The sequence below is a fragment of the Vogesella indigofera genome, from assembly GCF_003633895.1.
GTDB lineage: Bacteria > Pseudomonadota > Gammaproteobacteria > Burkholderiales > Chromobacteriaceae > Vogesella > Vogesella indigofera.
Genome location: NZ_RBID01000011.1, coordinates 180,351 through 205,772, shown reverse-complemented (window position 1 = coordinate 205,772; position 25,422 = coordinate 180,351). Strand labels below are relative to the sequence as shown.

Here is a 25,422-nt window from a genome sequence, read left to right as displayed (position 1 = left end):
CAAAAGAAAACATGACAAGCCACCCGGAGGATTTAGCCTATTGTTAGGTTGAGTTGGGGCGGTTAATCAAGCAGGAGGCCGCTGCATTTTGAAGATGCAGCAATGACTGTCTCGAAGCAAAGCAAAGCATAACGAGGATTTTCTCCAAAATTATGAAATCCGAGCCATCTCCCGACCTTCAGGACCTCCCCCCCGAAATGCCGATCCTGATCGCCCGCCTGGCCTGGGGCGGCGGTACACTGGTCACCCTGCTGGTGCCGCTCATTTTTTTCATCGTTGGCTACCAGAGCGAGGCGGCCCGCCTGGAGTCCGCATTACAGGTCGGTGTCTACAGCAATATCAAGCAACCGGACTCAACCGCAGGCGCAGCATGGGGTACCTTTCATACTCCTCAAGCGGTGCTGGCGGCACTGGACTGGCTACCCGATAAAATCAGCATCCGCATCACCGGTGAAAACCAGCAACTGCTGGCCGAGAAAAACCAGGAACCGCCGCCTCCGCACCTGAACCGGACAAGCACCCTTGAGCTGAATGCCGACGATAGCGCCCAACTGACGCTAAGCCGCTCCCTCCGCCCGCTGCTGCTGTACAGCCTGTTGATGTTCATTCCGGGACTGATACTCGGCATCATCACCTTCGTCACACTGCGCGACCTGCCGATGCGCGTCTTTCGCCGCACCCTGCAGGAAATCACCATCCGCAAGGTGACCGAGGAGAAGCTGGCCAAATCGCTATCCATTTTCTCCGCCACGCTGGAATCCACCGCCGACGGCATTTTCGTCACCGATGTCTACGGGCGGGAGGTGGTGGCCAACAAGCGCTTCCGTGACATGTGGCACCTGCATCAATCGGACAGCCTCTACGCCAACAACAACGAAACCCTGGCCGAGCTGAGCAACAAGCTGCGGGACCCGACCGCTTTTGCCGCCACGATCAAGGACCTGAACAAGCACATCGACGTCAACCAGGGCAGCACGCTCGAGCTGCGCGACGGGCGCCACTTCGAGTGGAACTCGCAGCCCCAGTTCGTCAATGGACGGGTGGTCGGGCGGGTGACCAGCTTCCGCGACATCAGCGACCGCAAGCAGGCGGAAGCGCTGCTGGCCATCGAAAACGAAGTGCTGGAGATGGTGGTTTGCGGCCAACCTTTGAAAGCCGCGCTGGGCGTGCTGGCCGACCACGTGGAAGTCCTGTCCGGCGAGATGTTTTGCACCATCCTGTTCCGCAAGGACAGCGAAGGTGCCGAGCTGGCCTGTGTCTCCGGCCGCAGCCTGCCTAGCAATGTGGTCGAGCGCCTCATCCATCACGAACAGGTGGTGCTGGGCAAGGTCTTCGCCGCCATCACGCAACTGGAGAACGTACCGAAACACGGCCTGTCGGACGAGTACAGCGGCGTGATCGAGAATATCGGCAGCCAGCCGATCTGGTCGGACTACTGCAAGCTGATGGCCAGCCACGGCGTGCACGCCTGCTTTGCCGTGGCCGTGCGCTCGTCTGACCGCTCCCTGCTGGGGCTGATCGTGGCGCACTACCGCACCCCGTCAAAACAGCAGCCGCACGACCGCGAACTGATGTGGGTCGCCGCCCACCTGGTCCACATCGCGATGGAGCGGCGACAGGCCGAGGAGCGCCTGCAGGATCTGGCCCACTACGACTCCCTGACCCGCCTGCCCAACCGGGCGCTGTTCCATGACCGCCTCCAGCAGGCGCTGACCCGGCTGGAAAGGAGCAAGGGGCTGGTGGCACTGATGTTCATCGACCTCGACCGCTTCAAGACCATCAACGACACGCTGGGCCACGACCTGGGCGACCAGCTGCTGTGTGACACCGCGGCAAGGCTGCTGGCCTGCGTGCGCGACGTGGATACCGTGGCGCGCCTCGGTGGCGACGAATTCACCATCATTCTGGAGCAGATCAACAAGGCCGAGGACGCCGCCGGCGTGGCCAGCAAGATCATCGAGATGTTCGCGGCGCCGTTCCACCTCGACCACCAGGAGACCTTTGTCACCCCCAGCATCGGCATCACCATTTTCCCGTCGGACAGCGACAACAGCAGCCACCTGATCAAGTACGCGGACACCGCGATGTACCGGGCCAAGGAAGACGGCGGCAACGGCTACCGCTTCTTCACCAGCGAGATGAATACCCTCGCCTCCGACCGGCTGGAAATGGAAAACGGCCTGCGTCGCGCGCTGGCACGTGGCGAGTTCGAGGTCTACTACCAGCCCAAGCTCAATCTGGCCGACGGCCGCATCATCGGCGCCGAGGCGCTGCTACGCTGGAGACACCCGCAGCGGGGGCTGGTTTCTCCCGGCGAATTCATCCCCATCCTGGAGGAAACCGGCCTGATCGAGCAGGTCGGCAGCTGGGTGCTGCACGCGGTGTGTCAGCAGATCCGCCACTGGCAAACGACGACCGCGCTGCCGCCACTGGTCATCGCCGTCAATCTCTCCGGTCGGCAACTGCAGCGCAGCAACCTGGCCACCGCCATTGCCGACATTCTCGAAGAAACCGGTGTCGAGCCGCGCTTTCTGGAGCTGGAAGTGACCGAGAGCATCCTGATGCACGACCCGCAATGCGCGGTCGACGTGCTGATGCAGATCCGTAACAAGGGCATCCTGCACATCGACGTCGACGACTTCGGCACTGGCTACTCCTCGCTCAGCTATCTCAAGCAATTCCCCATCGACTGCCTGAAGCTGGACAAGTCCTTCGTCGACGGCCTGCCGCACGACGAAGACGACATCGCCATTTCCCAGGCCGTCATCGCGATGGCGCACAGCCTGCGCCTGACCGTCATCGCCGAAGGCGTCGAGCGCGAGGAGCAGCTGGCCTTCCTGCGCGACAACGGCTGCGACATCATCCAGGGCTACATCATCAGCCCGCCTGTGCCGGCCCAGACCTTTGCCCAGTTGGTGCTGGAGCGCGCGCAACAGCACTCGACCACGCTGCCCTGATGCCGGGCCACGCACCGCCCAGCCGTCGGCCCGTTACTTGCGGCCAACGTAGGCGACGCTGATCTGCCGCTCGCGCGCGATCAGGCGCATCCGTTTCGCCAGGTTGTGATTGACGTAGTCCAGGATGATCACCATGTGCGCCACCCGCGCCGGGAACTCCCGCTTCAGGTCGCCGCTCTTGCGCCCGCTCCAGTGCAGCACGTCCGCATAGCCCGAGGCCTGCAGCGCCCGCCGCGTGGTTTCCACCTTGTCACCGCCGATGATCATCGCCCGCATCGCTGGCCCTCCTCCACACCGTTTCGCCCACCTTATCCGGCGCGCGGCCGCAGCAGAACCAAGAAAATCGCAACAGCTTATCGCCGCGCCGCTGCAGTCCATATTCCGGCAGCGGCAAACGCCATGAAAAACCCCGGCGCAGGGCCGGGGTGTCATCCGCGCGGCAAAACGCCTACGCCAGCGCCTGTGCCAGATCGGCGATCAGCGCCTCCGCCGACTCGATGCCGACCGACAAGCGGATCAGGTTGTCGCTGATGCCCAGCAGCGCGCGGCGTTCGGCCGGCACCGAGGCGTGCGTCATCGCCACCGGCACGCACACCAGGCTCTCCACCCCGCCCAGGCTCTCCGCCAGCGTGAACAGCCGGCTCCTGCCCAGCACCGCCTTTACCTCCGCCGCGCCGCCATCGAGATAGAAGGACACGATGCCGCCGAAGTGGCGCATCTGCTGTTTGGCCAGCGCGTGCTGCGGATGGCTCGCCAGCCCCGGATACAGCACCCGCGTCACGCGCGGATGGCTTTCCAGCCACTGCGCGATGGCCTGCGCATTGCGGCTGTGCTGCTCGACGCGCAGCGCCAGAGTGCGGATGCCGCGCAGCACCAGGAAGCTGGAGAACGGGTCCAGAATGGCGCCGGTGGCGTTGTGCAGGAAGGCCAGCTGTTCGGCCAGCTGCGGCCGGTCTTTCGACACCACCGCCACCCCGGCGATCACGTCGGAGTGGCCGTTCAGGTACTTGGTGGCCGAGTGCAGCACGATGTCGAAACCGTAGCCCAGCGGCTGCTGGATCACCGGCGAGGCAAAGGTGTTGTCGGCCACCGCCAGCAGCTGGTGGCGGCGGGCGATGTCGGCCAGTTGCGCGAGGTCAGCCAGCCGGTTCAGCGGGTTGGACGGCGTCTCCACCCACAGCATGCGGGTATTAGGCCGGATGGCCGCCTCCAGCGCCGCCGGGTCGTCGGACGGCACATAGCTGATGGACAGCCCGGCCGACTGGCTGCGCACGCGGTCGAACAGCCGCACCGAGCCGCCGTACAGGTCGTCGATGGCGACGATGTGGCTGCCGGCCGGCAGCAGGTCGAGCACGGTGGCGATGGCGGCAAGGCCGGAGCCGAAGGCGTAGCCGCGCACGCCGCCTTCCAGTTCGGCGACGGCGCGCTCCAGCGCCTCGCGCGTCGGGTTCTGGCTGCGCGAGTACTCGTAGCCGCTGTGCTCGCCCGGTGCGTGCTGGCGGTAGGTGGAGGTGGCGTAGATCGGCGGGATCACCGCGCCGAACGGGTCATCGTGCAGGCCGGCGGTCACGGACAGGGTGTGGAAATCGGTGCTCATGTTGTGTCCTTGCAAAAGGTTGGCCGCAACGCGCGGCGGCAGCGGCCGCCATGCGTTGCGGATCAAGAGGGTTGGCTCAGGCGGCGCCGACGCGCTGGCGCCAGTAGGTCAGCAGGTCGCTCTGCGTGATCAGGCCGAGGTAGCGCTCGCGCTCGATCACCACCGCGATATGGCCGTTGTTGAACACCAGCAGCAGGTCCTGCAGCGAGGCGCGCGGCGAGATGGTCTCGACATTGCTGCTCATCGCGGTGAACACCGGCTGGTGGAAGTTTTCCGGCTCGCCGTGCACCGACATCAGCAAATCCCATTCGTCGATCAGGCCGATCACGCGCTCGCCGTCGATCACCGGCAGCTGCGACACGTCGTGCAGCCGCATGCGCTGGTAGACCACGGTCAGCGGCTCGTCCGGGTGGCACACCACGCTGTGGCCGTGATCGTGGCGGCGCGCGATCAGGTCGGTGATGTTGCCCACCTGCGGCGGCTGGTGCAGGCCCTGGTCGAACAGCCAGAAGTCGTTGTACATCTTGGACAGGTACTTGTTGCCACTGTCGCAGACGAAGGTCACCACCCGCTTCGGCGTGGTCTGCGCGCGGCAGTACTGCAGCGCGGCGGCCAGCAGCGTGCCGGTGGACGAGCCGCCGAGGATGCCCTCGTGGCGCAGCAGCTCGCGCGCGCTGTCAAAGCTTTGCCGGTCGCTGATACGGTAGCTGCGGCCAACCTTGCTGAAGTCGGCCAGCGGCGGGATGAAGTCCTCGCCGATGCCCTCCACCAGCCAGCTGCCGGCGGCGCCGTGATGGCCGTGTTCGATGTGGTCGGCCAGGATCGAGCCTTGCGGATCGGCGAGCACGAACTCGGTGTGCGGCGACACCCGGCCAAAAAAGCGCGTCAGTCCGCTGAGCGTGCCGCTGGAGCCGACGCCGACCACCACCGCGTCCACCTTGCCGTCCAGCTGCGCCCAGATTTCCGGCCCGGTGCCGGTTTCGTGCGCCAGCGGGTTGGCGGCATTGTTGAACTGGTCGATGTAGAAGGCGCCGGGGATGGTGGCGGCCAGCCGTGCGGCGCGGTCCTGGTAGTAGTCCGGATCGCCCTTGCCGACATCGGAGCGGGTCAGGATCACCTGCGCGCCCAGCGCCTGCAGGTGCAGCACCTTTTCGCGGCTCATCTTGTCCGGCACCACCAGGATCAGGCGGTAGCCCTTTTGCGAGGCGACCAGCGCGAGGCCAAGGCCGGTATTGCCGGCGGTGGCTTCGATGATGGTGCCGCCGGGCGCCAGCTTGCCGTCACGTTCGGCGGCTTCGATCATCGACAGCGCGACGCGGTCCTTGATCGAGCCGGCCGGGTTCTGGTTTTCCAGCTTCAGGTACAGCTCGCAGGGGCCGGTATCGAGATGGCGCACCCGCAGCAGCGGGGTGTTGCCGATCATCTCCAGCACGCCACGGCTGCGCGGTGGCAGGATGCTGCGCGGCGGCGGTGCCACGGACGGTGCGGCGGGTGCCAGCACCGGGGAAGAGACAGTCATGGTATTTCCTTGGGTTACATTCCGGCATTCAGTGGTGCCGCCGCGCCTCATGGGCGGGCGCGGTCGGCATGGGACAACGGGGGTGGCGGCTCAACACAGGCGCAGGCAGGGCAGCGCGCTGAGCCGTGCCAGCTCGGGCAAGGGGCGCGTACCGAACAGCACACCAGGGGCTTGAGTGTAGGCAGTACGCCCGGCAGTCGGGGCCGTGGCCGCTGACGGCGGATGCGGGATGGCAGACATGCTTGCTCCTTGTCACTGGCAGTGGTGCCGGCAACCGCGGCGCCACGGGGTCAGGCCTCCGGCCCGGCTCAGAACGCCGGCACCACCGCGCCCTGGTACTTGCTTTCAATGAAGCGCTTCGCTTCCGGGCTGTTCAGCGCGGCCGCCAGTTTCTTCACCGCGGCGCTGTCCTTGTTGTCCGGACGCGCCACCAGCAGGTTGGCGTACGGCGAGGTGGTCTCGGTGAACAGGCCGTCCTTCTTCGGATTGAGCTTGGCTTCCAGCGCGTAATTGGCGTTGATCAGCGCCAGATCCACCTGGTTCAGCACCCGCGGCAGGGTGGCGGCTTCCAGTTCCTTGATCTTCAGATGCTTGGGGTTGGCCGCAATGTCCTTGGTGGTCGGGTAGATGTTCTTGCGGTCCTTCAGCTTGATCACGCCGCCCTGGTCCAGCAGCAGCAAGGCGCGGCCGGCGTTGGTCGGGTCATTGGGAATCGCCACCGTGGCGCCGTCCTTTAGCTCGGCCACCCGTTTCACCTTCAGCGAGTAGGCGGCAAACGGCTCGATGTGCACCGGTTTGCTGGCCACCACCAGATTGGTGCCGCGGTCCTTGTTGAACTTGTCCAGATACGGGATGTGCTGGAAGAAGTTGGCGTCCAGCTGCTTTTCCTGCACCTGGGTGTTGGGCAGCACGTAGTCGTTGAACACCTTCACGTCCAGATCCACGCCCTGTTTGGCGAGAGTCGGTTTCAGCGCATCCAGCAGCTCGGCGTGCGGCACCGGCGAGGCGGCCACGGTCAGCTTCACGTTCTGCGCCTGGGCGGCAAAGGTGAAACCGGCAAGGCTGAAAGCAAGAGCAAGTTTGGTCAGGCGAGTCATCATGGTTTCCTTTTCGAGAGTAAGGCTTCCCCCTGCCCGGGCCGGATGGGCCAGGGCATGCAGGGGCACAGCATGGGAAAGGGTTGCGGCGCCAGGGCCGCGGAGAAATCAGAAAGCGTCAGTCAAAGCGACAACGGCGCACCAGGCGGTCACCGGCGGATTGCAGCAGCTGGACCAGCACCAGCAGCAGCGCCACGGTGACGACCATCACCTCGGTCTGGAAGCGCTGGTAGCCGTAGCGCACCGCGAGGTCGCCTAGCCCGCCGCCGCCGATGACACCGGACATCGCGGTGTAGCCGACCAGCGCCACCGCGGTCACCGTCGCCGCGCCGATCAGGCCGGGCAGCGCCTCCGGCAGCAGCACCTTGAGCACGATCTGCGGCAGGCGTGCGCCCATCGCCTGGCTGGCCTCGATCACGCCGCGATCGACCTCGCGCAACACGTTTTCCACCAGCCGGCCGAAGAACGGCACCGCGCCCACCACCAGCGGCACGATGGCACCGGCGACGCCGATGGAGGTGCCGACCAGCAGCAGCGTCAGCGGAATCAGCACGATCAGCAGGATCACGAACGGCAGCGAGCGCAGCACGTTCACCAAGAAGGACAGCACCGCGTACAGCCGCGGCCGTGCGCGCAGCTGGCCGGGGGCGGTGACGTACAGCAACACGCCCAGCGGCAGCCCCAGCGCCACCGTCGCCAGCAGCGACACCCCCAGCATGGTCAGCGTATCCAGCGTGGCGGCGCCGATCTCCGGCCAGTCCATGCTCAGTAACAGGTTCCAGTCAAAATCCGTCATCACAGCACCTCGCAACGCACACCCTCGCGGGCAAAAATGTCCGGCAATGCCGACACCGCGACATCGCTGGCCACCACCCCGGCCAGCAGCTGGCCAAACGGCGTGGCCTTGATTTCCGACAGCGTGCCGGCCAGCAGGTTGACGCGCAGGCCGGTCTCGCGGCCAACCTTGTCCAGCACCGGCTGCAGCGCCGGCTCGCCGACAAAGGTCAGCTTCAGCACCGGCGTGCTGATGCGCTCGCGCCACTGCCCCTGCAGCGCGCCCTGGCCGAAACCGGTCTCCGCCAGCAGGCTCTGCGTCACCGCGTGCTGCGGCTGCAGCAACACGTCGATCACCCGCCCCTGCTCCACCACGCGGCCGTGATCGAGCACTGCCACCTCGTCGCACAGCTGGCGGATGACGCGCATGTCGTGGGTAATCAGCACGATGGTCAGCCGCAGCTGGCGGTTGATGTCGGCCAAGAGCGCCAGGATCGAATCGGTGGTTTCCGGGTCCAGCGCCGAGGTCGCCTCGTCGCACAGCAGCACATCGGGATGGTTGGCCAGTGCGCGGGCAATGCCGACACGCTGCTTCTGGCCGCCGGACAGCTGCGCCGGGCGCTTGTGCTGGTGATCCTGCAGCCCGACCAGCGCCAGCAGCTCGTCCACCCGCGCATCCATCTGCGCGGCGTCCAGCTCGCCGGCCAGCTCCAGCGGAAAGCGGACGTTGGCCGCCACCGTGCGCGAGCGCAGCAGGTTGAAGTGCTGGAACACCATGCCGATACGCTGGCGGCGCTGTTGCAGCTGGCGTTCGCTGTAGGCGGTCAGCGCGTCGTCGCCGATGCGCACCTCGCCGCTGTCCGGGCGCTCCAGCAGGTTCAGGCAGCGGATCAGCGTGCTCTTGCCGGCACCGGAGCGGCCGATGATGCCGAAGATGCTGCCTGCGTCGATGCGCAGGCTGACCAGCTCCAGGGCGGCAACGCGGCGGCCGTGGTGGCTGTAGTGTTTGGTCAGGTCTCGTACTTGAATCATGGTGGCTTTCTCGCAGACCCGGCGTGGGTGTTTCAGTGTTCGGCCGCGCCTTTTGCGCTGGCAGGAGGCCAGTGTAGTGCGCCCACTTAAAAACCAAAAACGATATAAATTGATTTTTTCATTACTTTTTGTGATATCAAAACCGCGACCGCCAAGGCAAAAAAACAGGCGCTGCCATGCGGCAGCGCCCGGGGTGATGCCTGCCGCGCTGCGGCTCAGAACACCGGCACCACCGCGCCCTGGTATTTCTGCTCGATAAACTGGCGCACCTCCGGCGTGGTCAGCGCGGCAACCAGTTTCTTCAGTGCCGGGCTTTGCCGGTTGTCGGCGCGCGACACCAGGATGTTGGCGTACGGCGAGCGCTTGTCCTCGATGAACAGCGCGTCTTGCGTCGGCTTCAGCCCGGCCTGCAGCGCGTAGTTGGTATTGATCAGCGCCAGATCCAGCTGCGTCAGCAGCCGCGGCAGCGTCGCCGCCTCCAGCTCCTTCAGCTGCAGCTTTTTCGGGTTGGCAATCACGTCGCGGGCGGTGGCCAGGATATTGCCCGGGTCCTTCAGCGTGATCAGGCCCTGCTTCTGCAGCAGCAACAGGGCGCGCGCGGCGTTGGACGGATCATTGGGAATGCCGACCACCGCACCATCCGGCAGCTCGGCCAGCTTGCGGTACTTGCGCGAGTAGGCGCCGAACGGCTCGACATGGATCGCCGCCACCGTCACCAGCGAGGTGCCCTTGCTCTTGTTGAAGCCGTCGAGGAAGGGCTGGTGCTGGAAGTAGTTGGCGTCGATTTCCTTGCTGGCGACGGCAAAGTTTTCCTGCAGGCCGTTGGTGAACACGCGGACCTTCAGCTCCACGCCGTCCTTGGCCAGCCGGGCCTTGACCTGGTCGAGAATCTCGGCGTGCGGCACCGCCTCGGCACCGATGGTGAGGACCTCGGCGTGGGCCGACACGGCAAACAGCAGCGCCACGGCGGTGGCGGACAACAGCGAACGGTGTTTCATGGTGTTTCCTTCGGGTAGTGGCACAGAGAGGTTCAGGCGCTGGCGGCCAGCACGTCGGCGTAGTGGCGGCGCGCCACCTCCGGGTGCGAGCGCAGGCGGCCCTTGAGCATGTTGAAACCGGTTTCGTAGAACAGCGGGTTGGCCGGATCGGTCGCCGGGCCGGGCGCCTCGCGCGCCAGCTCCGGCGTCAGCGGCAGCAGCGGCACCGTGGCATCCAGCCCCGGGCCGAGGAAAAACGCCACCGACAGCCGCTCGCGCCCCGCCGCCGGGCTGAGCACGCGGTGCACGGTGGCGCGCAGATAGCCGTTGGAGGCCAGCTCCAGCGCTTCGCCGATATTGACGATGAAGGTGCCGGCCACCGGCGGTGCATCGACCCAGCCGCTGGCGGTCTCCACCTGCAGCCCGGCTTCGCGGTCCTGCAGCAACAGGGTCAGGAAACCGCTGTCCTTGTGCGCGCCGACGCCCTGATCGCTCGGCGTCTGCTCCTGGCCGGGGTAGCGGATGATTTTCAGGTGCTGGATCGGCGCGGCGAGAAAGGCGTCGTCGAAGCTGTCGGCCGGCTGCTGCAGCGCCTCGGCAAAGGCCCGCAGCAGCCGGATCGACACCGCGGTCAGTTCCGCCTGCCACGCCAGCAAGGCCGGGCGCAGTGCCGGCAGCGCTGCCGGCCACTGGTTCGGCCCCTGCAAGCGCGCCCACACCGGCACCACCTTGGCCGCGGCCAGCGGCGGGCGTTCGGCACCGATGTCGAACTGCTCGCGCCAGTCCGGCTGCTGGCGGGTGATCTCGTGGCCGGCGGCGGTGTAACCGCGAAAATGCGGCGACTGCACCATGTCCACCGCGCGCTTGTCCGCCTGCGGCAGGGCAAAGAAATCACGCGCTGCGGCCAGCACCCGCGCCGCCTGCGCCTCGGCAATGCCGTGACCGTTCAGGTAGAAGAAACCGACATCGCGCGCCGCGGCACGCAAGTCGCGCAGGAAGGCGCCGCGCCGGGCGGGACTGCCGTCCAGATCGCTCAGCGTGAGCAAGGGCAGATTGAGTGACAGGGGTTGCGACATGGGAGGCTCCTGACGGGTAACGGGCAGTGCTGCTTGCCACAGCGCAGGCAAACGGCCTGCGAACCACCCCAATCTAGCCAAAGCCGCACAAAACCAAAAACGATTAAAAATGGTTTTGTTATTACCCCATGGAATTTCAGGCACCACGATCACGCCGCCGCCCCGGCGGCCGTGGCGCCCCCACCCGCTTACGGCAGGGCCTGCGCCAGCGCGGCGATGTGTTGCGGGGTAATGCCGCAGCAACCGCCGACCACGCTGGCACCCTTCTCCACCCACAACGCGAGCCATGGTGCGTGTCTGCCCATGGAAAGGCCCGGTTGCAGTGGATGCCAGCGCGCGAGTCACCACGTTGGCCGCATCTCTGCTGTTAGAACGGCCGTGCGGCGCGGATCGACACCGCCGCCCTCCAAAGCCGCCACCTTGCTGGCGGCTTTTCCTATGCGGATTTCCGGCAAAGCATTGCACCCGGCCACCCGATATTCAAATCGGATTTTCTTGGTTAGTCGCCGCGAACGGCAACCGTATAGTGGTTCCACCCCGGCAACACGGCTCACCAGGAAATTGTCATGCCAGAGAACCCAACACCCCTTATTCCCTCCGCCGCCAGCGCGACGGATGCCGCGCTGCTGCTGGCCACCGCCCGCGAGCGGGCGCAGGACGCCGGACTCGATTACGCCGGCTGCCTGTATCCGCAGGAAGCGTGGTCGCTGCTTGCGGCCGGCGTCGCGCGGCTGGTCGATGTGCGCACCGTGGAAGAGCGCAAGTTTGTCGGCCACGTGCCCGGTTCGCTGCACGTGGCGTGGCAAAGCGGTACCGCGCTGCTCAGGAACCCGCGCTTCCTGCGCGAGCTGGAAAACAAGGCCGGCGGCAAGGACAGCGTGATCGTGCTGCTGTGCCGCAGCGGCAAGCGCTCCGCCGCCGCCGCCGAGGCGGCCACCCGCGCCGGCTTCAGCCAGGTATTCAACGTGCTGGAAGGCTTCGAAGGCGATCTGGACGAGCAGAACCGCCGTGGCGATGTCGGCGGCTGGCGTCACCACCGCCTGCCGTGGCAGCAAGACTAGCAAGACCCTTTTACTGGAGCGGCTTACATGAATGATCGTGCCAAAAGCTGGCTGAACCTGGCCAGTCATCAACAGAGCTGGGGCATCGAGAGCATCGTGCGCGAGCTGCGCGGCGCACGCCAGGCCTGGCGCCAGGCCCACGGCCGCACCCGCGAGCTGGGCGGGCGCGAGTTCCCGGCGCGCGATGCGCTGCGCGACATCGCCAACGCGCTGTGCGGCGTGCTGTTTCCGATGCGGCTGGGGCCGCCGGAGCTGAGCGAAAGCAGCGAAGACTTTTACGTCGGCCACACCCTGGCGCAGGCACTGGATGCGCTGGTCAGGCAGCTGCAGCTGGAGCTGAGCTACTCGGCGCGGCTGCAGGGGCTGAGCGATAGCCGCAGCGAAACGCAGGCGGTGGCGATTGCCAAGGGCCTGGCCACCGCGCTGCCCGCGCTGCGCCGCGTGCTGGATGCCGACGTGCACGCCGCCTACCTCGGCGATCCGGCGGCACGCAGCGTGGACGAGGTGCTGCTGTGCTACCCCGGCATCACCGCCATCATCTACCACCGTCTGGCGCACTACCTGTACCGCGCCGGCGTGCCGCTGGTGGCGCGCATTCTGGCCGAAATCGCACACTCGGAAACCGGCATCGACATCCACCCCGGCGCGCAGATCGGCAAGGGCTTTTTCATCGACCACGGCACCGGCGTGGTGATCGGCGAAACCGCCGTCATCGGCGAACGGGTGCGGCTGTACCAGGCGGTGACGCTGGGTGCCAAACGCTTTAACAGCGACGCCGACGGCAAGCTGGAAAAAGGCCAGCCACGCCACCCGATCGTGGAAGACGACGTGGTGATCTACGCCGGCGCCACCCTGCTGGGGCGCATCACCATCGGCCAGGGCGCCACCATCGGCGGCAATGTCTGGCTCACCCGCGACGTGCTGCCCGGCAGCCACATTACCCAGGCCAACAGCCAGAACATCACCGGCACGCAGCATCTCGCCCGCTAGCCGCCACCCTTTTTTACCGCAACCAACGCCACACTAAGGAACCATCATGGCCGAACATCAGGATGCCCAACTGGCACTGGGCGACAACGCCGCCCGCCAGCTGGCAAACGCCACCAAGACCGTCCCGCAACTGTCCACCATCAGCCCGCGCTGGCTGGTACACCTGCTGCAGTGGACGCCGGTCGAGGCCGGCATCTTCCGCCTCAACCGCGTAAAAAACGCGGGCAATATGCGGGTCGCGTGCTCGCAGCGCGACGAAGCCGAGCTGCCACAAACCTTCGTCGACTACGAAGACCAGCCGCGCGAGCTGTTCCTCAATACCGTCACCACCGTGCTGGACGTGCACACCCGCGTCTCCGACCTGTACAGCAGCCCGCACGACCAGATCAAGGAACAGCTGCGCCTGACCATCGAGACCATCAAGGAGCGCCAGGAATCCGAGCTGATCAACAACCCGGAATACGGTCTACTGGCCAATGTCGACGACAGCCAGCGCCTCAGCACCCTCACCGGCGCACCGACGCCGGACGACTTTGACGAGCTGCTGACCAAGGTGTGGAAAGAACCGGGCTTCTTCCTCGCCCACCCGCTGGCGATTGCCGCCTTCGGCCGCGAGTGCACCCGCCGTGGCGTACCGCCGCCGACCGTCAGCCTGTTCGGCTCGCAGTTCATCACCTGGCGCGGCGTGCCCATCATCCCGTCGGACAAGCTGCCGATCGACGAAAACGGCAAGACCAAGATCCTGCTCTTGCGCGTCGGCGACAAACGCCAGGGTGTGGTCGGCCTGTACCAACCGGGCGTGGCCGGCGAACAGAGCCCGGGGCTGTCGGTGCGCTTCATGGGCATCAACCGCAACGCCATCGCCTCCTACCTGATTTCGCTGTATTGCTCGCTGGCGGTGCTGACCGAAGACGCACTGGCGGTGCTCGAAGACGTGGAGATTGGCAAGTACCATGACTATCCAGACACTTACAAGTAAGCCCGACGGCCTGCCGGATGCCGGCGAGCTGGCGCGGCTGGCCAACGCCTTCTTCAGCAGCCTGCCCGGCCAGATACCGGCGGACAGCAGCACGCTGACCCCGCCGGCCAGCGCGGCACAGCCGGCGATCCAGCCGCTGCCGGCCGCCGCGCCGGCAGCCCCGGGCGGTGGCGGCCTGCGCGACCCGGCGGCCTATGCCGTGCCGGAAGGCTATGCGGCCAACGTGCCACTGTTGGCCGCAGCGCAGCCGTCGGCGCCGACGGCAGGCGGCGCACCGGCCTCGTCACCGTACTACTTCGTGAGCGAGGGCGGCCGCTACGGCGAGCTGGCCGGCACCACCCCGGCCGCGCCGCTGCCCGGCGTGGACGACCGCGTCACCGCGCAGTCGTTCGGCCTGCCCGGCGAGGACGTGCTGCGCGCACTGCTGGCCGGCGACAGCCGCCAGCAGCCTGCCGCACCGGCGCCCGCTGCTGCACCCGCCAGCAGCCAGTTCTATTTCCTGGAACCGGCAGTGAAGCTGGACAAGGCGCCGGACTTCGACCGCCACGTCGCCAGCCGCCAGCACGGCTTTGACGTCAACGCCATCCGCCGCGATTTCCCGATTCTGGCGGAGCGCGTCAACGGCAAGCCGCTGATCTGGCTGGACAACGCCGCCACCACGCATAAGCCGCAGTCGGTGATCGACCGCATCGCGACCTTCTACCAGCACGAGAACTCCAACATCCACCGCGCCGCCCACGAGTTGGCCGCCCGCGCCACCGACGCCTACGAAGCCGCCCGCCAGAAAGTGGCACGCTTCATCGGCGCCGGCAGCCCGGACGAGATCATCTTTGTGCGTGGCGCCACCGAAGCCATCAACCTGGTAGCCAATACCTGGGGCCAGCAGAATGTCGGTGCCGGTGACGAGATCATCGTCTCCAACCTGGAGCACCACGCCAACATCGTGCCGTGGCAGCAGCTGGCGGCCAGCGTCGGCGCACGCATCCGCGTGATTCCGGTGGATGACAGCGGCCAGATCCTGCTCGACGAGTACCGTCAGCTCTTGAACAGCCGCACCAGGCTGGTGGCCATCACCCAGGTGTCCAACGCGCTGGGCACGGTCACCCCGGTGGCCGAGGTCATCGCGCTGGCGCACGCCGCCGGGGCGCGGGTGCTGGTGGACGGCGCGCAGTCGGTGTCGCACCTGCGCGTCAACGTGCAGGCACTGGACGCGGACTTCTTCGTATTCTCCGGGCACAAGGTGTTCGCGCCGACCGGCATCGGCGTGGTGTACGGCAAGGCAGCGCTACTGGAGGCGATGCCGCCGTGGCAGGGTGGCGGCAACATGATCGCCGACGTTACCTTCGAAAAGACGCTGTACCAGCCGGCGCCGAACAAGTTCGAGGCCGGCACCGGCAACATCGCCGACGCGGTGGGGCTGGGCGCCGCCATCGACTACGTGGAGCGCATCGGTCTGGACAACATCGCCCGCTACGAGCACGACCTGCTGGTCTACGCCACCCGCGGCCTGCAGAGCGTGCCGGGGCTGCGGCTGATCGGCACCGCCGAGCACAAGGCCAGCGTGCTGTCCTTCGTGCTGCCCGGCTACCGCACCGAGGAAATCGGCCGCGCGCTGAACCAGCAAGGCATCGCGGTGCGCTCCGGCCACCACTGCGCGCAGCCGATCCTGCGCCGTTTCGGGCTGGAGGCGACGGTGCGGCCATCGCTGGCGTTCTACAACACCTGCGAGGAGATCGACACGCTGGTGGCGGTGGTGCAGCAACTGGCCAAACGCTGAACTTGACCGGGTAGCACCCAAGGTTGGCCGCAACGGGATTGCGGCCAACCTTTTTTATTTAATGACCGGCACCGACAATAAATCCTGACAATCAAATATCAATATCTGCTAATGAATAATCCTGCATTGATTCGAAATTAATATTATTTAAATAAAAAACCGGCGGCAATTAATATGGCGTTTCCAAATACAGGAGTCGCCACCATGGGCTTTGTTGCACAAATCGGCGCTTGTGTACGTCTGACTCGATAAAGACATGAACGGGTTGGCACCCGCCACTGACAAGCGTGGGCGTCAGCCAACCTTCGCCGATGCCGCCATTCAGTTCTGTCTCACCATCAAATACCTCTTTGGCCTGGCACTGCTGCAAGCGACAGGCATGGTCGAAAGCCTGCTTCGCCTGGTTGGACTCGACTGGGCCGTTCCCGACTTCAGCACGCTTTCCCGCCGGCAGAAAGACCTGCAGGTGCGCATCCCGGTACAGAAGAAACAGGGTTGTCTGCATCCATACCGACGGCGCCACGCGGCTGATCCTGGCCTGCACCGAAGTCCCCCTGGCGCTGGCTGCGGTAAACTCGCCACTGCAAGCCATCAGCATCGACCCGGCCCAGGCGCTGGCCCCGGCCGTGCCACTGTGGCACCGTAACGTCACCCCCCAACCACAAGGCAACCCTAATCATGGAATACCGACCACTCGGCCGCAGCGGCATCCACGTCAGCCTGATCTCGCTAGGCACCATGACCTGGGGCGAACAGAACAGTGAAGCCGACGCCCACAGCCAGCTGGATCTGGCGCTGGAGCGCGGCATCAACCTGATCGACACCGCCGAGATGTACCCGGTGCCCCCCAGGGCCGACACCCAGGGGCTTACCGAAAGCCATATCGGCAGCTGGCTGGCCAAGGGCGGCCGCCGCGAGCGCATCGTGCTGGCCACCAAGGCGGCGGGGCCGAGCAGCGACCCGAAACGCCCCGGCCATATCCGCGACGGCAAGGTGCACTTCGACCGCGCCAACCTGACCCAGGCGCTGCACGACAGCCTGCGCCGGCTGCAGACCGATCATGTCGACCTGTACCAGCTGCACTGGCCGGACCGCAGCACCAACTACTTCGGCCAGCTGGGCTACCCGTGGCAGGACGATGCACCGGGCAGCGTCGCCATCGAGGAAACCCTGCGCGTGCTGCAGGATTTCGTCGCCGCCGGCAAGGTGCGCGCCATCGGCGTTTCCAACGAAACGCCGTGGGGTCTGGCGCAGTTCCTGGCGCTGGCCGAGCGCCATGATCTGCCGCGCGTGGCCAGCATCCAGAACCCGTACAGCCTGCTCAACCGCAGCTATGAAGTGGGACTGGCCGAATTCAGCCACCGCGAACAGGTGGGGCTGCTGGCCTACTCGCCGCTGGCCTTCGGCGTGCTGTCCGGCAAATACCTGGACGGCGCCCAGCCACAGGGCGCGCGGCTGACACTGTTCGACCGCTTCACCCGCTACACCAACCCGCAGGCGGAGGCGGCCACCGCGCGCTACGTGGCGCTGGCGCGTGAGCGCGGGCTGTCGCCGGCACAGCTGGCGCTGGCCTACGTCAACAGCCGGCCATTCGTGACCAGCAACATCATCGGCGCCACCACACTGGCGCAGCTGGAGGAAAACATTGCCAGCGCCGAACTGACGCTGGATGCGGCAACGTTGGCCGCCATCGACGCCATCCAGCAGGCGATTCCCAACCCGGCGCCCTGAACCATCCGGCGCGCGGGGCGGCGATCGCGCTACGCACGACAAGGGCCACCGCAAGGTGGCCCTTGTCGTATGGCCTACTTGCCGGCGCTCAGCGTGGTGTAGCTGGTGATCAGGTTGCGGTAGTCCGGGATGTGGTTCGAGAACAGCGTGCCCAGGCCCTCGATGTCGTTGCGCCAGTCACGATGCAGCTCGCAGGCCACGCCGAACCAAGTCATCAGCTGGGCGCCCGCCTGCGACATGCGCACCCAGGCGGCTTGGCGGGTGATGTCGTTGAAGGTGCCGGAGGCATCGGTGACCACGAACACCTCGTAGCCTTCCTCGAGCGCCGACAGCGCCGGGAAGGCGACGCACACTTCGGTCACCACCCCGGCCAAGATCAGCTGCCGCTTGCCGGTGGCCTTGACCGCCTGCACAAAGTCGGCGTTGTCCCAGGCATTGATCTGGCCGGGACGGGCAATGTACGGCGCATCCGGAAACTGCGCCTTCAGCTCCGGCACCAACGGGCCGTTGGGGCCGCTTTCGAAGCTGGTGGTCAGGATGGTCGGCAGCTTGAAGTACCGGGCCAGATCGCCCAGTGCCAGCACGTTGTTCTTGAACTTGTCGGGGTCGATATCGCGCACCAGCGACAGCAGGCCGGCCTGGTGATCCACCAGCAGCACGGCAGCGTTGTCCTTGTCCAGGCGTTGGTAGGGAGTGGTCATCGCATTCTCCTTCGGGCATCGAAATGCGCCGGACGCGGCCGGCGCGGTGGGAAAACACGCGGCGCAGCAGCCGGCCTCCTGTGGCCGGCGGATGCGGGGAATGTCTGTGTTCAGGATAGTCGGCTCTGTCGCGGCCGCCAGCGGGTCTGCGCTGCCGGCGGCACCATCGCCAGCCTGCCGCGCCGTAACCGGTCACCATGCACGCGGCGGATCGCGGATAAAACCACGCTGGAATGGATTAGGGATGGCTTGCAGCCGTGATGCGTATTAAGGTAGCGCTGACCCCCGCCCTGTTGTGACGTTAACCCTTGAAAGCCAGTCTTGATGACCGTAACCCCGCAGTTCCTGATGATGGCCCTGAATCTTCACGACGACACGCTCAGCCAGCGTCTCCACGAGTTGCACGACCGCCTGCTGGAAACGGTGCCGGTGGTCGATCGCATCGCCTGTGCGCTGTATGACGAGAATGACGACGTACTCAAGACCTTCATCAACAGCACCCGCGCGGGCAAGGCCATCACCAGTTACGAATACAAGTTGTCCGACAGCCACGCACTGAGCGCCCTGGCCGCCAGCGGCGAATTCCGCGTGCTCGACAACATCGAGCACGCGCTGCAGTCCGATACCGTGCACAACACCTGGCTGCGCGAGCAGGGTTACCGCTCGTCGTTCACGGTGCCCTTCTACGATGGCGGCAGCCTCGCCGGTTTCGTGTTCTTCGATTCGATGCAGGCGGCGGCCTTCAAGCCGCAGGTGCAGCGCGATCTGGTGCTGTATACCAGCCTGATCAGCATGGCGATTGCGAGCGAGCTGTCCGCCGTGCGCTCGGTACTGGAAGCGACGCGGGTGGCCCGCGAGCTGGCCGAGGTGCGCGATTTTGAAACCGGCTCCCACCTGGAGCGCATGGCACGCTACTCGCGCGTGATTGCCAGGGCCGTCGCGCCGCGCTACGGCCGCAATGACGAGTTCGTGGAGTGCGTGTACCTGTTTTCGTCGCTGCACGATATCGGCAAGATCGGCATCCCCGACAAGGTGCTGCTCAAGCCGGGCCGGCTCGATCCGGCCGAGCGCGCCATCATGGAAACCCATGTCGACAAGGGGATACAGATCATCGACCGCATCGTGGGCACCGGTACGCACCAGCGCCTGCCGGACTCCACCATCCTGCGCAACATCGTGCACTGCCATCACGAATACCTCGATGGCTCCGGCTATCCGCGGCAGCTGCGACAGGACGCCATCCCGCTGGAGGCCCGCATCGTGACCGTGGCCGACATCTTCGATGCACTGACGGCAATCCGGCCGTACAAGCCGGTCTGGTCACCGAACAATGCGCTGGCCGAGCTGGACCGCATGGTTCAGGCCGGCAAGCTGGACGCCGACTGCGTGCAGGCGCTCCACGACCACCGGGACCAGATCATGGCGATCCACGAGCGCTACGCCGATATCGACGCCGTGTCCTGAGCCGTGGCGCAGCGGGCGCTGTCGCCGGGCAAGCGGGCAAAAAAACGGCCGGGCTGACAAGCCCGGCCAACAAAAGCCCAAGAGGAGAAAACGCAGAGACAACAAGTAAAGCCACCACAAAAAAAAACGGATCAGCCCGGCTGCGGCGTCAGGCGCAGATAGGGTCGCAGCGCGCGATAACCCTTGGGGAATTTCTGCCGGATCAGGTCTTCATCCTGCAGCGACGGCACGATCACCACCTCGTCGCCCTGCTGCCAATTGGCCGGCGTCGCCACGCTGTGGTATTCGGTCAGCTGCAGCGAATCGATCACCCGCAGCAGCTCGTTGAAATTGCGGCCGGTACTGGCCGGATAGGTCAGCGTCAGGCGGATCTTCTTCGCCGGATCAATCACGAACACCGAACGCACGGTATGGGTGCTGCTGGCGTTGGGGTGGATCAGGTCGTACAGCTCGGACACCTTGCGGTCGGCATCGGCAAGGATCGGGAAATTCACCGTGGTGCCTTGCGTGTCGTTGATGTCCTCGATCCACGCCAGATGCGACGCCACCGGGTCGACCGACAGCGCGATCACCTTCACGTTACGGCGGGCAAACTCGTCCTTCAGCTTGGCGGTCAGTCCCAGCTCGGTGGTGCACACCGGGGTAAAGTCGGCCGGATGCGAAAACAGCACGCCCCAGCTGTTACCCAGCCAGTCATGAAAACGGATGTTGCCGTCGCTGGACGCCTGTTCAAAGTCGGGGGCGATGTCGCCAAGACGCAGTGTCATAGAAGCTCCTGATGCAAGAGTGGCTGCGTGTCATCACGCGATGAGGCCACTATAGGCAGCCGGCCGGCGCCAGGGAACCAAGCAAAAGTGCATTGCTTATCCGGCGCGCGCTGCATTGCATATCAGGCCGGCGCCAGCCGCTGCGACACCAGCTGCCCGGCGTAATAACGCGCCTGCATCTGCTGCGCCATGGCCAGCATGTTGTCGCACACGATTTCCTCCACCCCCAGCGCGAAGCCCTGCGCCACCAGCTGCGGCATCAGCGCCAGCAGCTGGTCGCGCACCTGCGGATACATCACGGCGCGGCGCATGAAGCGCGGCGACAGGCAGACAAAATCCGGCTCCAGCCGCCACAGCCGCGACAAGTCGTGCTCGCTGTCGCCAAAGCCGCCCAGCCCCACCAGATGGCCTTGCTCGCGGTAGCGGCGCACCAGCGCCACCCCCAGCTCGGAGGTGGGCTGGTTGATGAACAGCAGGAACATCACCTGCTGGCTGGCCAGCCCCAGCTGCGCCAGCAGTGCCGTGGTGAAGTCGATGATGCGGTCGCTGAAGGCGTGGCAGATGCGCGGATCGAGATCGATGCGCAGCGGCAGTGCGACATCGTTGCACCCCAGGTGATTGAGCAGGTGCAGCACGCGGATCAGCTTCAGCAGCGACACGGTCTTGCTTTCGCCGTAGTTCAGCGCGAACAGCCAGTTGGCCGGCAGGTTCTGGCCGAAGCGGCCGTGAATGCGCAGCCGCGCCGCGTAGTGCGCCCGCTGCGGGGCCGCGTCGTAGAAGCTGGCCACCGGGAAGAACTCGCTGGTCAGCCACCAGCCGTCAAAGCAGGCAAACACCTCGCGCTCGTTCCAGTGCAATTGCGCGGGATACGGCAAGGCGGCCAGCAGTTGCTGACAACCGCTTAATTGTTGCGGGTTAAATCCCGCCGGAAAACCCTTCGACTGCTTGAAGCGTTTCATGGCCAATATTCATTAGTAATAGCAGAGCGCACTTTACCCGCCAATTCGCTGCCGCTTTATAGATAAAACCGATATCGCCATCTGCTTTATTCACAACACCATCCGTCATTTAATTACCGACTTAGCGCCGCTAACAAAACCTCGCAGAGCACCTGAACCAAGGCGCGCCGACGCAGACAGTACAATTAGTACGGCAAGGAGGCGCAACGCAGGATCAGGGGTTTTGTTAGTGGCTCTTATTCATTTAACCGATAAATACCGCAGCCTGTGCTGAATATAAGGTGCGGCTTTTGTTATTTCCCCGTCCGCCGGTTTCTCTTTTTAATGGTGTCATTGCAAACGATACACCACTGGAGATTGCCATGACCCGCCCTGCCCTCGTTTCCCTGTTTGTGTCGCTGGCCTTTGTTGCCGGCACCGCCGTTGCCGATGACGGCGTCACCATCGCGTTCCAGACCGGCGTCGACCCGTCCAAGGTGGCGCAAGCCGACGGCGACTACGAAAAAGCCACCGGCAAGAAGATCAACTGGCGCAAGTTCGAGAGCGGCGCCGAGGTGATCGCCGCGGTCGCCTCCGGCGACGTGCCGATCGGCAATATCGGCTCCAGCCCGCTGGCCGCCGCCGCCAGCCGCGGCCTGCCGATCCAGACCTTTCTGGTCACCGGCGTGATCGGCGAATCCGAGGCGCTGGTGGTGCGCAACGGCAGCGGCATCAGCAAGCCGGCCGATCTGGTCGGCAAGAAGATCGCGGTACCGTACGTATCCACCACCCACTACAGCCTGCTGGCGGCACTCAAGCACTGGAAAGTGGATGCCGGCAAGGTCACCATCCTCAACCTGCGCCCCAGAGAAATCGCCGCCGCCTGGCAGCGTGGCGACATCGACGGCGCCTATGTGTGGGAGCCGGCACTGGGCAAGGTACGCGCCAGCGGCAAGGTGCTGACCAGCTCGGCCGAAGTCGGCAAATGGGGCGCGCCGACCTACGATCTGTGGATCGTGCGCCAGGACTTCGCCGCCAGGAATCCGGATTTCCTCAAGCAGTTCGTGAGCGTCACCGGCAAGGTGTTCGAGCGCTACAACAAGGACCCGAAAGGCTTCGCCAGCAATGCGGCCAACGTGGCGAAGATCGCCCGCCTCACCGGCAGCAAGCCGGAGGAAGTCACCGCGCTGCTGCCGGGCAATATCTACCCGTCGCTGGCCGAGCAGAGCAAGCTGCTGCAACAGCCGCTGGTGAAGGCGGTCGGCGATACCGCCGCCTTCCTCAAATCGCAGGGCAAGGTCGACAGCCTGCAGCCGAGCTACACGCCCTACGTCACCAACCAGTTCATCAACGCCGCGCTGCGCTAGACGGAGCCGACCATGAGCCTGCTACAAGTCGACAAGCTCGGTGTCACCTACCCCGGCCAGTCGCAGCCGGCACTGCATCAGGTGTCGCTGAGCCTCGCGCGTGACGAACTGCTGGTGGCGCTGGGGCCGTCCGGTTGCGGCAAGAGCACGCTGCTGGGGGTGCTGGCCGGTTTCATCGCGCCCAGCCAGGGCCGGGTGCTGTTTGCCGGCCAGCCGGTGACGGCACCGGGGGTGGAGCGCGCGGTGGTGTTCCAGCACGACGCGCTGCTGCCGTGGCTGAACGTGCACGACAACGTCGCCTTCGGCCTCAGGCTGCAGGGTGCGGACGCGGCGGCGCGCGAGCGCATCGTCGCCGACACCCTGCGCCTGGTCGGGCTGGCCGATGTCGCCTCCAAGCGCACCTGGCAGCTGTCCGGCGGCATGCGCCAGCGCGTCGGCATCGCCCGCGCGCTGGCCAGCCGCTCGCAGGTGCTGCTGCTGGACGAGCCGTTCGGCGCGCTGGACGCGTTCACCCGCGAGCAGATGCAGCAGTTGCTGCTGCGTGTGTGGCAGCAGTCGCAGCGCGGCGTGTTCCTGATCACCCACGACATCGAGGAGGCGTTGTTCCTCGCCACCGAGCTGGTGCTGATGTCGCCGGGGCCGGGGCGCATCGTGCAGCGCTTGCGGCCAACCTTTAACCAGCGCTACCGCGCCGGCGAGGACGTGCGCGCGATCAAGTCCGATCCGGCGTTCATCGCACTGCGCGAATCGCTGCTGCACAGCCTGTTCCGGCAAGGTCACGAGGAGGCCGCCTGATGCCCACCACCCCACCCGCCCTGATCGCGGTGCCCGACACCCTCGACTTCGGCAATCCGCCTGCCCCGTCCGCGCCGGCCGGCCGCCGCTGGCAGCCGCAAGCGGCGCACTGGGCCGCGCTCAGCATCGCCAGCCTGCTGCTGTTGTGGTGGGCGCTCACCGCCAGCGGGCTGATTGCGCCGCTGTTCCTGCCACCGCCGCAAGCGGTGCTGGCCAGGTTCGGCGAGCTGCTGGCCGGCGGCTACATGGACGCCACCCTGCCGCAGCACCTGCTGGCCAGCCTGCAACGCATGCTGCTGGCGCTGCTGGCGGCGGTCGTCGTCGGCATCCCGCTGGGCATCGTCATCGGCGTGTTTCCGCTGGCGCGACACCTGCTCGATCCGGTGATCGAGTTCTACCGCCCGCTGCCGCCGCTGGCCTACCTGCCGCTGATCGTGATCTGGTTCGGCATCGGCGAATTGTCCAAGGTGCTGCTGATCTTTCTCGCCATCCTGGCGCCGGTGCTGATCGCCACCGCCCACGGCGTGACCAGCGTCAGCCAGCTGCGGCGACAGGCGGCGCTGTCGCTGGGCGCCAGCCGCTGGCAGCTGCTGCGCCACGTGATCCTGCCCGGCGCGCTGCCGGAGATCATCACCGGCGTGCGCATCGGCCTCGGCGCCGGCTGGTCGACCCTGGTGGCGGCAGAGCTGATCGCCGCCACCCGCGGGCTGGGTTTCATGATCCAGTCCGCCGCGCAGTTCCTGGTCACCGACGTGGTGGTGCTCGGCATCATCGTCATCGCGCTGGTCGCCTTCGCGCTGGAGCTGGGCCTGCGCCAGCTGCAGCAGCGCCTTACCCCGTGGCACGGCCAACATCATTGAAAGGATTACCGTCATGAGTCTGCACTTCACCCGCCTCAGCCCGGCACTGGGCGCCATCGTCAGCGGCATCGACCTCGCGCAGCCGCTGGACAGCGCACGGCAACAGGCGCTCAGCGCCGCGCTGCTGCAACACCAGGTGCTGTTTTTCCGGAATCAGGATCTCAGCCCGCAGCAGCAGCGCGATTTCGCCGCCTGGTTCGGCGATCTGCACATCCACCCGCTGTACCCGAAGATCGCGGACACGCCGCAGATCATGGTGCTGGACACCGCGCTGAACGACCTGCGCGACAACGCCATCTGGCACACCGACGTCACCTTCATCGACACCCCGCCGCTGGGCTCGGTGCTGGTGGCACGGCAGCTGCCGGAATACGGCGGTGACACGCTGTGGGCCAGCGGCACCGCCGCCTACGCCGCACTGTCGCCGCGCCTGCAGCAGCTACTGGACGGGCTGACCGCGACGCACGACTTCACCAAGTCGTTCCCGCTGGAGCGCTTCGGCCACACGCCGGAGGCGCTGGCCAATTACGAGGCCACCCGCCGCAGCACGCCGCCGGTCAACCATCCGGTGATCCGCACCCACCCGGTCAGTGGCGACAAGGCGCTGTTCGTCAGCGACGGTTTCACCACCCGCATCAACGAGCTGCCACCGGCGGAGAGCGACGCGCTGCTGGCGTTTCTGTTTGCCCACTTTGCCAAGCCGGAGTTCAGCGTGCGCTGGCGCTGGCAGCCGGGTGACATCGCGTTCTGGGACAACCGCGTCACCCAGCACTACGCGGTGGACGACTACCGCCCGGCGCACCGCATCATGCACCGCGCCACCATTCTGGGCGACAAGCCGTTCTGAACGGCCACGCAGCACAACACAGGCCGGCTGCGGGCGCGGCCTGTGTTGCGTTGTCACCGCCACAACGTTGGCCGCAACGGGTCCGCCCCGGCATCGGCCGCCAGCGCTGATTAGCT

The 25,422-nt window shown here is 65.9% G+C and carries 23 protein-coding genes and 2 pseudogenes; 12 read left to right on the top strand and 13 right to left on the bottom strand.

The features are described 5' to 3' along the window. The first annotated feature begins 197 nt into the window (after positions 1-197). Entirely contained in the window at positions 198-2,957 is a 2,760-nt protein-coding gene (locus C8E02_RS03285; protein WP_170152087.1) for a sensor domain-containing protein, read from the top strand. A 33-nt stretch (positions 2,958-2,990) separates the two neighbouring features. Here the strand turns inward: C8E02_RS03285 and C8E02_RS17345 are convergent, their stop codons facing one another. The 10 genes and pseudogenes from C8E02_RS17345 to C8E02_RS03240 all read right to left on the bottom strand — a co-directional run bounded on the left by C8E02_RS17345 (position 2,991) and on the right by C8E02_RS03240 (position 11,334). Then, on the bottom strand, positions 2,991-3,233 hold the full coding sequence (locus C8E02_RS17345; RefSeq protein ID WP_170152086.1) for a DUF2325 domain-containing protein: 243 nt from the start codon (positions 3,231-3,233) through the stop codon (positions 2,991-2,993). Positions 3,234-3,405: 172 nt separating this feature from the next. After that, positions 3,406-4,554: a trans-sulfuration enzyme family protein gene (locus C8E02_RS03275; RefSeq protein WP_120809628.1), complete on the bottom strand. Its 1,149-nt coding sequence runs from the start codon at positions 4,552-4,554 to the stop codon at positions 3,406-3,408. 76 nt (positions 4,555-4,630) lie between these two features. After that, complete coding sequence (locus C8E02_RS03270) at positions 4,631-6,073, bottom strand: pyridoxal-phosphate dependent enzyme (protein ID WP_245961054.1); 1,443 nt, start codon at positions 6,071-6,073, stop codon at positions 4,631-4,633. Between the two features lie 308 nt (positions 6,074-6,381). Then, complete coding sequence (locus C8E02_RS03265; RefSeq protein ID WP_245961053.1) at positions 6,382-7,173, bottom strand: MetQ/NlpA family ABC transporter substrate-binding protein; 792 nt, start codon at positions 7,171-7,173, stop codon at positions 6,382-6,384. Between the two features lie 115 nt (positions 7,174-7,288). After that, on the bottom strand, positions 7,289-7,966 hold the full coding sequence (locus C8E02_RS03260; protein ID WP_120809627.1) for a methionine ABC transporter permease: 678 nt from the start codon (positions 7,964-7,966) through the stop codon (positions 7,289-7,291). Then, positions 7,966-8,187 (bottom strand): NIL domain-containing protein, encoded by a 222-nt coding sequence (locus tag C8E02_RS17815; RefSeq protein WP_425451957.1) that lies wholly within the window; start codon positions 8,185-8,187, stop codon positions 7,966-7,968. Before C8E02_RS17815 ends, C8E02_RS03260 begins: the two co-directional genes overlap by 1 nt. Before the next feature lie 57 nt (positions 8,188-8,244). After that, positions 8,245-8,976, bottom strand: a pseudogene (locus tag C8E02_RS03255) (methionine ABC transporter ATP-binding protein); the annotation flags it as partial. 215 nt (positions 8,977-9,191) lie between these two features. After that, the gene (locus C8E02_RS03250) at positions 9,192-9,974 is read right to left on the bottom strand and encodes a MetQ/NlpA family ABC transporter substrate-binding protein (protein WP_047967275.1); all 783 of its coding nucleotides are present in this window, start codon (positions 9,972-9,974) and stop codon (positions 9,192-9,194) included. 32 nt (positions 9,975-10,006) lie between these two features. Then, positions 10,007-11,029, bottom strand: coding sequence for an isopenicillin N synthase family dioxygenase (locus tag C8E02_RS03245; protein ID WP_120809625.1), 1,023 nt, complete (start codon positions 11,027-11,029; stop codon positions 10,007-10,009). A gap of 188 nt (positions 11,030-11,217) precedes the next feature. Next, positions 11,218-11,334, bottom strand: coding sequence for a homocysteine S-methyltransferase family protein (locus C8E02_RS03240; protein ID WP_211329150.1), 117 nt, complete (start codon positions 11,332-11,334; stop codon positions 11,218-11,220). A gap of 261 nt (positions 11,335-11,595) precedes the next feature. On the opposite strand from C8E02_RS03240, the gene C8E02_RS03235 reads away from it, so the two are divergent. From C8E02_RS03235 to C8E02_RS03205, 6 genes and pseudogenes are all read left to right on the top strand, one after another. Next, positions 11,596-12,090 (top strand): rhodanese-like domain-containing protein, encoded by a 495-nt coding sequence (locus C8E02_RS03235; protein WP_120809624.1) that lies wholly within the window; start codon positions 11,596-11,598, stop codon positions 12,088-12,090. Positions 12,091-12,117: 27 nt separating this feature from the next. After that, positions 12,118-13,080 (top strand): serine O-acetyltransferase EpsC, encoded by a 963-nt coding sequence (epsC, locus tag C8E02_RS03230; RefSeq protein ID WP_120809623.1) that lies wholly within the window; start codon positions 12,118-12,120, stop codon positions 13,078-13,080. Positions 13,081-13,126: 46 nt separating this feature from the next. Beyond that, on the top strand, positions 13,127-14,059 hold the full coding sequence (locus C8E02_RS03225; RefSeq protein ID WP_120809622.1) for a family 2A encapsulin nanocompartment shell protein: 933 nt from the start codon (positions 13,127-13,129) through the stop codon (positions 14,057-14,059). After that, the gene (locus C8E02_RS03220; protein ID WP_120809621.1) at positions 14,034-15,836 is read left to right on the top strand and encodes a family 2A encapsulin nanocompartment cargo protein cysteine desulfurase; all 1,803 of its coding nucleotides are present in this window, start codon (positions 14,034-14,036) and stop codon (positions 15,834-15,836) included. Before C8E02_RS03225 ends, C8E02_RS03220 begins: the two co-directional genes overlap by 26 nt. A 247-nt stretch (positions 15,837-16,083) precedes the next feature. Further along, positions 16,084-16,341: pseudogene (locus C8E02_RS03215) on the top strand (transposase); the annotation flags it as partial. A gap of 173 nt (positions 16,342-16,514) precedes the next feature. Next, complete coding sequence (locus C8E02_RS03205) at positions 16,515-17,567, top strand: NADP(H)-dependent aldo-keto reductase (protein WP_120809620.1); 1,053 nt, start codon at positions 16,515-16,517, stop codon at positions 17,565-17,567. Positions 17,568-17,641: 74 nt separating this feature from the next. On the opposite strand, the gene ycaC is transcribed toward C8E02_RS03205, so the two are convergent. Further along, positions 17,642-18,268: an isochorismate family cysteine hydrolase YcaC gene (ycaC, locus tag C8E02_RS03200; RefSeq protein ID WP_120809619.1), complete on the bottom strand. Its 627-nt coding sequence runs from the start codon at positions 18,266-18,268 to the stop codon at positions 17,642-17,644. A 324-nt stretch (positions 18,269-18,592) separates the two neighbouring features. Between ycaC and C8E02_RS03195 the strand changes: the two genes are divergently transcribed. After that, positions 18,593-19,732 carry an HD domain-containing phosphohydrolase gene (locus C8E02_RS03195; RefSeq protein WP_211329149.1) on the top strand — a complete coding sequence of 380 codons (1,140 nt, stop codon included), beginning with the start codon at positions 18,593-18,595 and terminating at the stop codon, positions 19,730-19,732. 131 nt (positions 19,733-19,863) lie between these two features. Here the strand turns inward: C8E02_RS03195 and C8E02_RS03190 are convergent, their stop codons facing one another. Together C8E02_RS03190 and C8E02_RS03185 are read right to left on the bottom strand one after the other, a co-directional pair. Next, positions 19,864-20,499, bottom strand: a complete 636-nt coding sequence (locus tag C8E02_RS03190; RefSeq protein ID WP_120809618.1) for a peroxiredoxin — start codon at positions 20,497-20,499, stop codon at positions 19,864-19,866. A gap of 122 nt (positions 20,500-20,621) precedes the next feature. Further along, positions 20,622-21,458, bottom strand: a complete 837-nt coding sequence (locus C8E02_RS03185; protein WP_120809617.1) for an EAL domain-containing protein — start codon at positions 21,456-21,458, stop codon at positions 20,622-20,624. A 362-nt stretch (positions 21,459-21,820) separates the two neighbouring features. On the opposite strand from C8E02_RS03185, the gene tauA reads away from it, so the two are divergent. From tauA to tauD, 4 genes are read left to right on the top strand one after another with little or no spacing between them, the layout of a single operon-like run. After that, complete coding sequence (tauA, locus tag C8E02_RS03180) at positions 21,821-22,804, top strand: taurine ABC transporter substrate-binding protein (protein WP_120809616.1); 984 nt, start codon at positions 21,821-21,823, stop codon at positions 22,802-22,804. Between the two features lie 12 nt (positions 22,805-22,816). Continuing rightward, complete coding sequence (tauB, locus tag C8E02_RS03175; RefSeq protein ID WP_120809615.1) at positions 22,817-23,599, top strand: taurine ABC transporter ATP-binding subunit; 783 nt, start codon at positions 22,817-22,819, stop codon at positions 23,597-23,599. After that, positions 23,599-24,459 carry a taurine ABC transporter permease TauC gene (gene tauC / locus C8E02_RS03170; RefSeq protein WP_120809614.1) on the top strand — a complete coding sequence of 287 codons (861 nt, stop codon included), beginning with the start codon at positions 23,599-23,601 and terminating at the stop codon, positions 24,457-24,459. Before tauB ends, tauC begins: the two co-directional genes overlap by 1 nt. Positions 24,460-24,472: 13 nt before the next feature. Continuing rightward, entirely contained in the window at positions 24,473-25,306 is an 834-nt protein-coding gene (tauD, locus tag C8E02_RS03165; protein WP_047967260.1) for a taurine dioxygenase, read from the top strand. Positions 25,307-25,422 lie beyond the last annotated feature (116 nt).

Bases quoted from the DNA above. Each gene is read 5' to 3' on its own strand.
- C8E02_RS03265 (WP_245961053.1), bottom strand. From the start codon at position 7,173: ATGATGACTCGCCTGACCAAACTTGCTCTTGCTTTCAGCCTTGCCGGT.
- C8E02_RS03195 (WP_211329149.1), top strand. From the start codon at position 18,593: ATGACCGTAACCCCGCAGTTCCTGATGATGGCCCTGAATCTTCACGAC.
- C8E02_RS03245 (WP_120809625.1), bottom strand. From the start codon at position 11,029: ATGTCGCAACCCCTGTCACTCAATCTGCCCTTGCTCACGCTGAGCGAT.
- C8E02_RS03220 (WP_120809621.1), top strand. From the start codon at position 14,034: ATGACTATCCAGACACTTACAAGTAAGCCCGACGGCCTGCCGGATGCC.
- C8E02_RS03260 (WP_120809627.1), bottom strand. From the start codon at position 7,966: ATGACGGATTTTGACTGGAACCTGTTACTGAGCATGGACTGGCCGGAG.
- C8E02_RS03225 (WP_120809622.1), top strand. From the start codon at position 13,127: ATGGCCGAACATCAGGATGCCCAACTGGCACTGGGCGACAACGCCGCC.
- tauB (WP_120809615.1), top strand. From the start codon at position 22,817: ATGAGCCTGCTACAAGTCGACAAGCTCGGTGTCACCTACCCCGGCCAG.
- C8E02_RS03185 (WP_120809617.1), bottom strand. From the start codon at position 21,458: ATGAAACGCTTCAAGCAGTCGAAGGGTTTTCCGGCGGGATTTAACCCG.
- C8E02_RS03270 (WP_245961054.1), bottom strand. From the start codon at position 6,073: ATGACTGTCTCTTCCCCGGTGCTGGCACCCGCCGCACCGTCCGTGGCA.
- tauA (WP_120809616.1), top strand. From the start codon at position 21,821: ATGACCCGCCCTGCCCTCGTTTCCCTGTTTGTGTCGCTGGCCTTTGTT.
- C8E02_RS03275 (WP_120809628.1), bottom strand. From the start codon at position 4,554: ATGAGCACCGATTTCCACACCCTGTCCGTGACCGCCGGCCTGCACGAT.
- C8E02_RS03285 (WP_170152087.1), top strand. From the start codon at position 198: ATGCCGATCCTGATCGCCCGCCTGGCCTGGGGCGGCGGTACACTGGTC.
- C8E02_RS03190 (WP_120809618.1), bottom strand. From the start codon at position 20,499: ATGACACTGCGTCTTGGCGACATCGCCCCCGACTTTGAACAGGCGTCC.
- C8E02_RS03240 (WP_211329150.1), bottom strand. From the start codon at position 11,334: ATGGGCAGACACGCACCATGGCTCGCGTTGTGGGTGGAGAAGGGTGCC.
- tauC (WP_120809614.1), top strand. From the start codon at position 23,599: ATGCCCACCACCCCACCCGCCCTGATCGCGGTGCCCGACACCCTCGAC.
- C8E02_RS17345 (WP_170152086.1), bottom strand. From the start codon at position 3,233: ATGCGGGCGATGATCATCGGCGGTGACAAGGTGGAAACCACGCGGCGG.
- epsC (WP_120809623.1), top strand. From the start codon at position 12,118: ATGAATGATCGTGCCAAAAGCTGGCTGAACCTGGCCAGTCATCAACAG.
- C8E02_RS03250 (WP_047967275.1), bottom strand. From the start codon at position 9,974: ATGAAACACCGTTCGCTGTTGTCCGCCACCGCCGTGGCGCTGCTGTTT.
- tauD (WP_047967260.1), top strand. From the start codon at position 24,473: ATGAGTCTGCACTTCACCCGCCTCAGCCCGGCACTGGGCGCCATCGTC.
- C8E02_RS03235 (WP_120809624.1), top strand. From the start codon at position 11,596: ATGCCAGAGAACCCAACACCCCTTATTCCCTCCGCCGCCAGCGCGACG.
- C8E02_RS03205 (WP_120809620.1), top strand. From the start codon at position 16,515: ATGGAATACCGACCACTCGGCCGCAGCGGCATCCACGTCAGCCTGATC.
- ycaC (WP_120809619.1), bottom strand. From the start codon at position 18,268: ATGACCACTCCCTACCAACGCCTGGACAAGGACAACGCTGCCGTGCTG.